The organism is Bacillus sp. JJ1533, from assembly GCF_036965045.1.
Taxonomy (GTDB): Bacteria; Bacillota; Bacilli; order Bacillales; family Bacillaceae_L; genus Ferdinandcohnia.
The window spans coordinates 1-11,749 of sequence record NZ_JBALOV010000064.1 but is presented as its reverse complement, the minus strand read 5'-3'; the positions used below and the strand labels follow the sequence as shown (position 1 = coordinate 11,749).

Annotated in this window: 13 protein-coding genes; 11 read left to right on the top strand and 2 right to left on the bottom strand. The window is 32.4% G+C overall.

The window, feature by feature from the left end; genetic code table 11:
• Positions 1-333 precede the first annotated feature (333 nt).
• From V7138_RS24935 to V7138_RS24920, 4 genes are all read left to right on the top strand, one after another.
• Positions 334-816 (top strand): DinB family protein, encoded by a 483-nt coding sequence (locus V7138_RS24935; RefSeq protein WP_335402678.1) that lies wholly within the window; start codon positions 334-336, stop codon positions 814-816.
• Between the two features lie 464 nt (positions 817-1,280).
• Entirely contained in the window at positions 1,281-1,703 is a 423-nt protein-coding gene (locus V7138_RS24930) for a DUF1801 domain-containing protein (protein WP_335402677.1), read from the top strand.
• Positions 1,704-1,867: 164 nt separating this feature from the next.
• Entirely contained in the window at positions 1,868-2,335 is a 468-nt protein-coding gene (locus tag V7138_RS24925) for a hypothetical protein (RefSeq protein WP_335402676.1), read from the top strand.
• 171 nt (positions 2,336-2,506) lie between these two features.
• Complete coding sequence (locus V7138_RS24920; RefSeq protein WP_335402675.1) at positions 2,507-2,722, top strand: hypothetical protein; 216 nt, start codon at positions 2,507-2,509, stop codon at positions 2,720-2,722.
• A 262-nt stretch (positions 2,723-2,984) separates the two neighbouring features.
• Here V7138_RS24920 and psiE read toward each other — a convergent pair whose 3' ends face one another.
• Positions 2,985-3,461 (bottom strand): phosphate-starvation-inducible protein PsiE, encoded by a 477-nt coding sequence (gene psiE / locus V7138_RS24915; protein WP_335402673.1) that lies wholly within the window; start codon positions 3,459-3,461, stop codon positions 2,985-2,987.
• A gap of 1,036 nt (positions 3,462-4,497) precedes the next feature.
• On the opposite strand from psiE, the gene V7138_RS24910 reads away from it, so the two are divergent.
• From V7138_RS24910 to V7138_RS24890, 5 genes are read left to right on the top strand one after another with little or no spacing between them, the layout of a single operon-like run.
• Entirely contained in the window at positions 4,498-4,839 is a 342-nt protein-coding gene (locus V7138_RS24910; RefSeq protein WP_335402671.1) for a PadR family transcriptional regulator, read from the top strand.
• A complete protein-coding gene (locus V7138_RS24905; protein ID WP_335402670.1) occupies positions 4,836-5,552 on the top strand; it encodes a permease prefix domain 1-containing protein in 717 nt (238 codons plus the stop codon). Before V7138_RS24910 ends, V7138_RS24905 begins: the two co-directional genes overlap by 4 nt.
• A gap of 26 nt (positions 5,553-5,578) precedes the next feature.
• Positions 5,579-6,361, top strand: a complete 783-nt coding sequence (locus tag V7138_RS24900; protein WP_335402668.1) for an ABC transporter permease — start codon at positions 5,579-5,581, stop codon at positions 6,359-6,361.
• Positions 6,351-7,853, top strand: coding sequence for a permease (locus V7138_RS24895; RefSeq protein WP_335402667.1), 1,503 nt, complete (start codon positions 6,351-6,353; stop codon positions 7,851-7,853). Before V7138_RS24900 ends, V7138_RS24895 begins: the two co-directional genes overlap by 11 nt.
• A gap of 16 nt (positions 7,854-7,869) precedes the next feature.
• Positions 7,870-8,508: an ABC transporter ATP-binding protein gene (locus tag V7138_RS24890; protein ID WP_335402665.1), complete on the top strand. Its 639-nt coding sequence runs from the start codon at positions 7,870-7,872 to the stop codon at positions 8,506-8,508.
• 314 nt (positions 8,509-8,822) lie between these two features.
• Here the strand turns inward: V7138_RS24890 and V7138_RS24885 are convergent, their stop codons facing one another.
• Positions 8,823-9,335 (bottom strand): DUF3231 family protein, encoded by a 513-nt coding sequence (locus V7138_RS24885; RefSeq protein ID WP_335402663.1) that lies wholly within the window; start codon positions 9,333-9,335, stop codon positions 8,823-8,825.
• A 296-nt stretch (positions 9,336-9,631) separates the two neighbouring features.
• Between V7138_RS24885 and V7138_RS24880 the strand changes: the two genes are divergently transcribed.
• Positions 9,632-10,087 carry a VOC family protein gene (locus tag V7138_RS24880; RefSeq protein ID WP_335402661.1) on the top strand — a complete coding sequence of 152 codons (456 nt, stop codon included), beginning with the start codon at positions 9,632-9,634 and terminating at the stop codon, positions 10,085-10,087.
• 183 nt (positions 10,088-10,270) lie between these two features.
• Complete coding sequence (locus V7138_RS24875; protein WP_335402659.1) at positions 10,271-11,629, top strand: IS1182 family transposase; 1,359 nt, start codon at positions 10,271-10,273, stop codon at positions 11,627-11,629.
• Positions 11,630-11,749 lie beyond the last annotated feature (120 nt).

Below are 11,749 nucleotides of genomic sequence, written 5' to 3'. Positions count from 1 at the left end.
AAATTTGTACATAAAGGACCAGAATCTGAAATCGGTGACACTTATGCGGTTATTAATGAGTATTCTCTAAGACCATTTGATATTGAATATTGGGAGGATATTTATACACTCGAGAATCCTAATAGTCAAATTGATATTTATATACCTGTTAAATAATACAAAAAATATGAGATCTATAAGGTAACTTGTTGATTCAACTAAAGGGGTGTGCGTTGATCCAAGAAGGATTAACGCTTCTTTTGGTTGAAGTTATTTTACTAACGGGGAGGATAGTAAAAAAAATAGAGAATAAACACTGATATGGTACTGGACAACTATTATAGGGGGGATAGGATGTATTTAAGAACAATAGATGATCAAGAACTTATTGAATCATACAAAAGAGCACCTATTGAACTTATGCAGGCGATTACAGGATTAAGTGATTCTGGTATGGATAAGACAAGAGCACCCGGTAAATGGTCAATCAGAGAAATTGTGCATCATATTATAGACTGTGATATGAATTACTTTCAGATTAATCGATACGCTTTGGCAGATACAGGAGCAACCTATTTATTTAATGAGTTTGATGGAGATTTTTGGAGCTTTAAGATGAACTATAAAAATCGTTCAATTGAATTAGAAATGAAACTATTCACTATGATGAGGGAATATATAGCATACTTGTGTACTTTTTTCCCAAATTCACTGGACAGGGTTCTTGTACGTGAGCAGGGAAAGGCAACAGTACGTGATGCTCTTATACACGATATTCAACATGTTGTACATCATATTGAGCAAATCCTTGAAACCCGTAGGTTAAACAAAATTTAATATACTTGTGAAACGTTACACTTAACGTAAGGGATAGCGATACTTCAATAACGAAGGATTGCTTTTTAAATACCATGAAAGAACGTAATACTAGAGGATATTTCATCACAGTGGGATTTATATTTAGCTAACACGTTCTCGCTTAAACAAATACAACAGTTGGATTTTTTTAAAGTAACACTGCACATTGAATGGTTCCAGGTGTGGTTAAAGGAATTAAATTAACAACCTTTTAATTTAAGTTTGTGAAGTATTGTACTTACACTAAAGGGTAGCAAGAGTGAAATAATGGATCATCAAATTGATGGTCTTTATTTTTTGAAAAATGTTTGGAATATTATGTTAATGTTGAGCTATCAAGTTCATGTGCTAAGTGTTTAGCTTAATAAAATCACTATATTTTGGTAATTTTTAGGTAAACCTAGAATGTGAACAATGAGGATTTAAGGAGTGACTATCTAATAATGAGAACAAATAAAAAATCAGGTAAAAGTAAGAAGTTGTCTGGTCCTGAAGAGGTAACAGAATTTATGAACAACCTTGAACATCCACTTAAAGAAGAAATAGAAGAGGTTCGAAATATCATTTTAAGCACTGATGATAAAATTACTGAACATATAAAATGGAATGCACCTAGTTTCTGTTATGAAGGCGAAGACCGAATTACATTTAATTTTCATGGAAAAGGATATATTCAACTCATTTTTCATTGTGGTGCTAAGGTAAAAGACCGAAAGACCAATGAACCACTGATTGTAGATACTAATGGCATATTAGAATGGAAAGCAGCTGACAGAGCTATTATGAAATTTACTGATACAAGTGAAGTTAAAGCTAAAGAGGAAAAACTTAGAGAAATAATAATTAAATGGCTCGAAGTTATTTAATATAGATGATCACCCTTCTTCCACTAACGAAGCAGTTTAGTTTATTAAGAATTTCCTGAAAAAACCGAGGTTTATGATAAAATGAATTTAGTAACTAAAGAATATGGCAATTGCTTCATATTCCTTTATACGGCTAGTTGAATAAAGGATAGAGAGGTTTACAGATGGAACTGAATTTCAAGGATTTTTTATATCGAAATAACTTTCTTCCATTAGAAGCGGATGAATGGAAAATGATTACTGTTGATCATACTTCCTTCAATAGTAAGGTAGTAACATCTCAAATTAGAGAACACCTAAGAGGCTATACGAAAGGTATTTATGTATATACTAATCTCCAAAATGAAGTGTATTATGTAGGACAGGGAAAACTTAAAGGCAGAGTTATTAAAAAGTATAAACAAGCTATAAGTGAATCAAATGAAATTCCTTCTCCAAGAGGTTTATTTTTTAGAAGTAAGAAAGAAGTTTTGAATGTTTATGTAAGAAATGTTGAGAATTATATGGAACAGATAGCACTAGAAGCTATGTTATCAAACGTGCTTAAACCTAAGTATTTGGATTTTCTTCAAGAGTTTAATGTTTATAAAAAAGCAGGTAAGTTGGAAGAACTATTCAATAAATTAAGATAGATTTTAAAGTTATAAAGTGATAAAGAGCTGGCGAATACGGTTCAACACCCTTTTTATACAACTAACGCAGCAGGATTATTAAATAAGCATCCCATAATAGTTCTAGTATAAAAATATTGAGTATATAAAAATTACTTTGCCTTTTAGATTATTTAAATGGGAGAATAAATGTTGGATAAAATTAAAGAATTACCTGAAAAGGTGGCATTTGCAATTGGCTTAACTTTATTATTAGTCAGTGGAACATTGTTATTCTTGATATCACTTTTGTTCCATATTGGTAATTGGGCTACGTGGATTGTTGGTGGTATTATATGGTTTATAGCTTCCTTATTTATAGCAAGTGCGGCTGATAAAAGACATTCACGCTTTGATAAGAAAAAGTAACTCTTTTTTCTTTGTACTTATTGCATTAACGGGTGCGTTTCTAAAATAAGTGGATACGCATTTTTCTTATTGAAGTAACGGGGCAGGTTACTTCAACAAAGACTTGGGGTTTTATGGTGAAATAAAGGAAATCATTGATTCTTTGTTTGGGGAATTTTTAGTGAATGTTATCATTCCTATTGCCTTTTATATTGTATGGCTATTTATTCTATATATAGTTATCGAAACAGCAGCAAAAAAGATAACGTTAGGACACAGTAGATTAAACGTCATCTCTTTTTATTGAAATTGAATCCTTTTTTTTCATCGTCCATGGGTGTTTGGGTCTTTCAAGAGGCGTGATATTAATAATGAAATATCCGATAATTAGTATAAGAATGACCAGGGCATAAATTAATGTATCAATTGGTTTTTCATGCTCTACAATAATCAGTCGGAGCATGGCAGTGATCCCTATATAAATAAAATAGCGTAATGGGAAATGATAATCTTCTTTAAAGTATTTTACAATCATCGTAATGAATTCAAAGTATAGGAAGAATACAAGGATATTTGCAAGAAATAGTTTGTAGTCATTACTGTCATTCGCTATTAAAAAATGAAGGAAATCGACAATTTCTTTCACAAGAAGAAAAGATAATACCAATGCTAACAGAAAAAGGCACACATTCAGAAATAATTGAAGAGCATTTGGAATTATCTTCATTTTTTCAGTCATATCTATCTTTTTCTTAACCATAAAATACCTCCAGTTTATGATGTCTTATTATCTTAATCATCATAATTAATTAAAATACAAGGAAAGTGCTTTGAATACCGATATTCCAGACAATGTTGATAGTTATGATTGATTATAAATGGGAACATAAATAAATTTATTGTGCTAACGGGTGCATTGATCTAAGAAGGATTAAAGCACCTTTTTGTTTAATTAATGTAACTTAGAGGGTATGAAGTAGATTACGTTGAGCTTTGTATAAATTGTAGTGAACCCACAAAAGAGATTGAGCGTTGTGAGCAATAAGTTAGATATGCTTTTTTTATGGGAGGTGACCCTCAACCATATAAAGATAAAATTCTTTTATTAAAGAAGAGCAATTTCTGATAGTTGGACTAATTTTATAATAAAATCCTTTTTAATTTCACAGAAACCACTATCATATACCCAAATAATTGTATATTCAACCGATTCATAAACTACCTTTGTTCCAATCTTAATGTTCCATTCCTCCTAAAGTTTATAGCGAGAGTTAAGAATAAATTATCACATAATTCTGAATTTTTAAAGTAGATTTTTCAATTTACTGAAACTTTATTGCAAATAATTAAAGAGGGTCTAATATGAGTCTGGAGATTACTACTCCTATTGTCCCATACTAACCCTCCATAAAATTATTTAAACCTTTTTCCAATTAAATGTGAAGTGTTTTTTATTACTATTTTTCTCAAGCAGTTCGAGTGAATTTTGGAGTAGATATACTTTCTGAACTACCGGGGCAGGTTAGTTGAAGACGATGTTTGAATTAATTGTAGAGAACAGGTTCGGTTAAGAGGGAGAATCTTTCCTCCAAGATTTTTTATTGGAAAGTTAGTGTTCATAATGCCATCGGCTATTGATCTAAAAAGATAAGTGCCTATTGTTATTTGTAATTTTACAGGAAAGAATACCTTGCATTATATAGTATAATATACTATTGTTTGGGTATAATATTTTTTTGTTACAATACCTTGCATTATATAGTATATTTGATTAATGTCTAAAAGGAGGTTAAAAAATGGAAATAAACAAAGAGGTTTTAAAAGGGCATATCGATACACTAATACTTTCCCTTTTACGTAGAAGAGATATGTATGGATATGAGTTAGCGAAATTAGTTAGAGAGAAAAGTGAAGATCAATTTGAATTAAAGGAAGGTACACTTTATCTCTCCTTAAAGCGACTGGAGAAAAATAAATGGATTTCCTCTTACTGGGGTGATGAACAAGGACCAGGTGGAAGACGGAAATATTACAATCTGACACCATTAGGTGAAGAAGGTTATGAAGAAAAACGAAAAGAATGGGAATTCGTAAAAAAAATTATGGATTCATTTCTTGAAAGGGGAGAGAAACAATGAAACAAATTGAAGAGTATGTAAATAAAGTTTATCAAAACGTCAAAGGCAATAACAAAGAAATCCAAGAGTTAAAATCAGAAATGAAGAATCACTTACTTGAGGCCGTCCACGAATTGAAAATAGAGGGGAAATCTGAACAGGAAGCAATTGAAATCGCTATAGAACGATTTGGTAAAGAAAATGAATTACGGTCTATTATCAGCCAGTTATTTCAAACACAAAAGGCATTCGGCAAAAAACTCCTTTATACAGGTTTAGGTATTCTTATCATTTCAATAATCATTTTTGGATTTACTATAAAAATCGGTAACGATCATGTTAGTGATCAATCAATTATTGCTTATGAGATAGCCGACATAGTTTCAAGCGGTGAAGAACTATCAAACGCTAAGAAAAAAGAAATTGAAGTTCTCGTACATGAAGTTAACTATATTGCTAAGGTAAGTGCTTATAAAGAAAATGGTTTGGATCAAGCCAATAATTCAGAACCTGTATATGAATTTGAAAGAGAAATTAGTTTTCCTTCTACCTTGTTCTTGACCACTTATTCTTATGGCACTGATGACAGTTTTGTAAAACTAGAAGTAGTGGAGTACCGAACTTTTGCTATTATTACTTTATTTGTAGGTATCACTAGCTTCGGATTGTTATTTATTATTTGGTTAATCATCAACGCTTACCACAAAAGAAGAAAGAGTATAGGTCTTTTATAGAGATTTTTTATAGGGAGGGAAATGAAATGAAACATTTATTATCTGTTGAGTGGAAAAAAGCATTAACATTAAACAAGATTTTGTTGTGTTTAGCTATTATATTTATTCCAACAACTGTTCAATTTTACTATGTGAAAACTGGTTATGCATTTTATCGTCCTGTCGAGGTGCATACAGAAATTATAGGAGGTGTAATAGCACTTTTATTTCCTGTTTTTTTCCTAGTTATATATTCAAATAGCTATGCAAACGAGATAAAAGATAATTTCATCACATATATGAAGTCTCGAACAAAGTTATCAGATTATCTATTAGGTAAAGGTATCGTCAATGCCATATTATCTTTTATCGTTGCTTTTGCCATGGTGTTTGTTTCGTTTGTATTCATTGTATATATTGAGCCATCATTGCAAATCATTCACTATGAAATTGGTTCAGGTACGTCTGTTGGAACATTTGAAATTTTCCTATCGCATGGCACCTTAACGTATGGTATTGTGTATTCTTCTTGGGTTGCTCTAAATGCAGCCTTATATAGTACAGTTGCTTATGTGCTTACCCTAATCATTAAAAATAACTTTCTAGCAATCTCATTGCCTTTTCTTTGGTATTTTATTATGAATTTTGTTGCTGGTGTTTTAGCTCACCCTGAGTTTTCGACGACTAGTACGATTTTTCCATTTAACATCGAACAACAACCTATATGGACGATATTTGTTCCGTTTACCGCACATTTAATCATTTTATTCTCGTTAATTTTTTATGTGAAAGGTCGTTTTCAAGAAAAGGTTTATGAACATGCTAGTTAATTGGAAAAAATCACTTTCGTTGTATTGGTTGATTCTTGTACCTATTATTTGTCTTTATATTTTTAGCGAACGGAACTCAATCTTGCTTAAAGCAGGAACCGAAGAGGCTACCTTGAATTTTTGGGATGTTACCTTAGTGAGTGTAAATGATGTCTACTTGATTGTCTATCTTATGTTTCCTCTGTTTTTATTAAAAACTGGACATCAGTTGGCGAATTCGTTTGAATATACACAATTGGTTCGATGGGGTTCTTATAAAAGATGGATCATTCAAAATTTGAAGGCTTTTTTTCTATTTAATGTTTGCCTCTTACTTCTCTGGAACATATGCAGTTTAGTCGTATCTTTCGGACTACCTTTCTCTTTGCAATGGAGTGAGTTTGGGCAGCTAAATATAGACGGAAATGAAATTCTTTTTACACTGAGCAACAACTTTTCAAAACCGTTATATGCTCTCATATTTCAATTTCTTTTATTTTTTTTAACACTGCTGACTATCCAGTTTTGGCTCGCCATTTTGTACGTCTCAATTAAAAGTAAACATGTTATCTATTTTTGTCTTGCCTTTTTATATGTATTGTCCATTTTGTCTTTTAAAGCCATTCCAGCATCATTTAAATGGATCTTATTACCGAACTATTTAAGCCTTTTTCATGGGGTTGGCAATTTTAACAGCACATGGATTCAGTTTTTAGTGTTAATTCTTTTACTTGGAATAGCTTTAATCAGTTTACAATTTATCGGTAGAGATTTTCGGTTTTTAAAAAGTTTTTTTATTGAAGTAGCTCCGATAGGTATATTTATAGGATTAATCATATTGGGCATCGTATTCCAGGCTTCAAAATATTCAGATGCTAATCTGACGGCAATGGATTTATGGCTGCTTTCCTTTTTTGGAACTACACATGAGGCGTTTCAAATTCTTTCTCTTAGTTTTTATGTAATAGTCTTTATTGGATTTGTTTACTTTGTCCAGCTATTTTTACAAAAACAACTTATGGAGTTGAGCCATTACTCCATCATTCGCAATGAATCTCTTGTCAAATGGTTTTGGGGATGGTTTTCTACCATTCTCCGTAATACCATAATATTTCTGATTTTACTTGCTACTGCCATAGTCGTTATTTCGATGGGTTTTGGCTTTTCGCTTTCTTTGAATTCAGAATTACTTCCAGATGTTTCTGCATTCATATTTAGTTACCACTTTTTTGTAAATGGATTTTTACAAATTACCTTTTATGTATTACTTGTTGTTCTTATCTCATGGATAACAAAAGATGTATTAAAAAGTTTTGTAACGCTACTAATGTTTATTTTATTTATGTTTCCAGGAATCAACTTTGATTATTTGATACCAATCGGTTTAAACAGTATGGGGCAATTATTAATAAATCCATCACCCTATTCACATACAATCGTTTTGTTGATTTCTGTTGTTGTTGAACTATTAATTCTAGTCTATTTATTAAGACGAAAAGATTTTATTCTATGAAAAGGAAGTGTATGTTATGTCTCTAATTGAATTTAAACAAGTAAGTAAATCATATAAAGGATTGGTCCTTTTTGAAAATACTAACCTTTCAATCGAAGAGGGTAAAATTTATGGACTAATTGGTCCTAATGGTTCAGGAAAATCAGTTTTATTTAAAATGATGTGTGGTTTTATATTTCCTGACCAAGGTAGTGTAACTGTCAGAGGGGAGGAACTCGGAAAGAAAAATCGTTTTCCACAAAATTTCGGGGTAATTATTGATCGTCCTGGTTATTTAGGAAACAAAACTGGATTTGAAAACTTAAAATATTTAGCAATGATTAAAAATCAAATTTCGGACGAACAGATAAAAGAAACGATGATTAAAGTTGGATTGCAACCAACAGCCAAACAAAAGGTGAAGAATTATTCTCTTGGCATGAAACAAAAATTAGCTCTCGCCCAAGCCATTATGGAAGATCAAGAAGTTCTTTTATTAGATGAACCGTTTAACGCTCTTGACATCGACAGTGTTGAAAATATTCGAAAGCTATTACTATCTTTGAAAAAAGAAGGAAAAACAATAGTCCTTACCAGTCATAATCAGGAGGACATCGACATTCTTTGTGATCATATTTTTAGAGTAAGAAATTACTCATTAGAACAATTAAAGTAAAATAACAACCCAACGGGGCTGTTTTCTGCCTTTTAGCATTAATAATTTCTTTTATGTTCAGGATTAACTTAATATTTGTCTTCCTGTCATTTATCTTGTTTGTTAACATTTTTATTCTATTGAGTAGAGTCCGAAGTAAAAACAGCTATTAAAGTTAGCACATTGTGAAGAAATGTACTTAAACTAACGGGTGCGTTGATCCAAGAAGGATTAACGCATTTTTTGTGGAAGCAATTAAACTGTCGAGTTCGACTAAAGAGACATTTTAATAATTGGAAATAAGAAAAAAGCACCTCTATTGAGGCGCCAACTTTTTAACAATCTTTATTTTTACTATAGTGAAGTGGTGGAGGAATTAGCCAACCTTTTTCCTTATTCAACTTTAACATTTTTAATCCAAATTGAGACTTCGCTAAATGAAACTGGCCATACATCATTGCGATATCTTCTCGGATACATTGGGTCATGGCTTGACTGCAAGCTACTAGTGCGACAGCCACATTGCTGCTAATAGCTGCGCTAATCTCAGGGTCGGTAATCCTTGCACCAGCAGGAATATCCTCTAAATTTGCATTTGGACGCTCTGGTGGCGCTGGAGGCAAGGCGGTTCCGTTTGTTTTAAGAAGATCTTGTAATTGTTGGTTTTCGTTTTCCATACCTTGAATTGCTTCTTCAATAAGTTTTTGCAAGTCTTTATCACCAGTGTGATTAAGATATGTCTGATAAGCAGCAATTAAGCCATTGTTTGTTAACAGGTGAGTAAACATTCCATAAACCTCACCGTAATGCATTGGTTCATCTTGAGGATTACCACTTAATATTCCCATAACTACACTCCTTATCATCTTTTGTACTATCATAAAATACTCCTTTTGTAGGATATAGATCACAGGGATTATTATTAATTGATTTGTACAGGAATATACGTTTTAAAGGAAGAGATTCTTCTTTTTGAGTAACAAACAAAGGTTTTTTTATTTCACAGTTCGATTCAATTATGAATTAAAAATACTTTCATTGCTGAACTAACGGCGCAGTTTAGTGTAACAAGCAAGTAGGTAGAAGAAAATGAAATAATACTATAATATAATGTTTTAAAATTAGATAAAGGGGAGCCTTCTATATGATTAAAGGTATTTATGAAGCACACTTACCAGTGAGTAATATATCTAAATCGATTGAATTTTATAGTAACTTAGGCTTAGAGTTAGCCCATAAAGGTGAGCCAGTAACCTTTTTTTGGATTGAAAAAGGTAAAAGTTGGCTTGGACTATGGGAAACAGACAAGGTTGAAACGCCTTATCATCCCTCTTTGAGACACATTGCATTTTATGTAGAATTAAATGACTTAATGGAAGCTAGAGAATGGTTAGAAAAAAGAGGTGTAAGTGTTAGAAAAGCCTTTGGTTTTGAACCAGAACAACAACCAATTGTCCTTCCAAACAACCCTCAATCTCACGTAGCTTTATATTTTAATGATCCTGATGGAAACTCATTAGAATTTATTACCCCTTTAAAATTAGATGAAGAAATTGACTTTAATATGATGGAATTTAGGGATTGGAGTAATAGAAAATAGATTTTATAATAGTCTTTTTATTGTGCTAAAGGGTGCGTTAGTTCAATAAGAAATTAATAAAATGACCACACATATTAGTCATATGTGTGGTTGCAGACTGTAGACAAACTCAAAAAATTTGAGTTTGCCTACAGTCTTTTTTAATTTACAATATTTATAGTAAATACTTGAGGTGATGGGAAAATGATGACGAGAAACTATAATGTAGAAAGAGATCAATTAGAAATGATCACATTAGATCAATTAGTGCCGCAAGACCATCTTGTGAGAAAACTTGAAGCAGCTATTGATTTCTCCTTCATATACCCATTAGTTAAAGACCTTTACTCAACTTTAGGACGTCCAAGTATTGATCCAGTGGTACTGATTAAAATGACATTTATTCAGTATGTATTTGGCATACGTTCAATGAGGCAAACAATCAAGGAAATTGAAACAAATGTAGCTTACCGTTGGTTTTTGGGTTTTGGTTTTCACACAGATGTTCCCCACTTTTCTACCTTCGGTAAAAATTATGAACGTCGTTTTAAAGATACAGATTTATTTGAACAGATCTTTTACCGTATTTTAAAAGAGATTACAGATAAGGACTTATTAAGTGCTGACCATGTATTTATTGATTCCACGCATGTAAAAGCGAGTGCTAATAAACGTAAATTTGAAAAGAAGGTAGTACGCAAGGAAGCTCGTGCTTATGAAGCGAAGCTTCAAGATGAGTTAAATCAGGATCGTATAGACCATGGTAAGAAACCATTCCCACCTGAAAAATTTGAAAAAGAAGAAATGAAAGAGATCAAAGAAAGTACAACTGATCCTGAAAGTGGATATTACGTAAAAGATGAGCGCACGAAACAATTTGCCTATTCATTTCATGCTGCTACGGATCGAAATGGCTTTGTTTTAGGGACAATTGTAACTCCTGGGAATACTCATGATAGTCATATGCTTCAACCGTTGGTCGAATCGATTATGGATAAAGTTATGAAACCTATTGCTGTTGCTGCCGACGCTGCTTATAAAACACCTGCAATTTGTAATTTCCTAATAGAAAATGGCATTACTCCTGCTCTTCCTTATACACGTCCTAAAACAAAGGAAGGATTCATGCGTAAACATGAGTATGTTTATGATGAGCACTTTGATTGCTATATCTGTCCGCAAGGAGAGACATTGGCTTATACAACTACAACGAAGGAAGGATACCGACAGTACAAGTCCGATCCATTAAAGTGCGCACATTGTCCTTTACTAGAACAATGTACACAGAGCCAAAATCACCAGAAGTTAATACAGCGTCACATCTGGGAAGGTTATGTGGAAGAAGCTGACCACCTTCGTCACACTAAAGAAGTAAAAGAAATATATGCTCGTCGTAAAGAAACGATTGAACGCGTCTTTGCTGATGCAAAAGAAAAGCATGGTATGCGATGGACAACCCTTAGAGGAATTAAAAAAATGTCCATGCAGGCGATGCTAACTTTTGCTGCAATGAATTTAAAGAAACTAGCTAATTGGACATGGGTAAGTCCAGAGCTTGCATAAAACATATGAAAACTGGGATGGTATATACTCAAAAAAAGTGGCCATTTATGATAAAATGGGTAAAAAATAAAAGGCATTTGGGGATAAGAGAATTCCCAAATGCCTTTTGTCGACACTCTG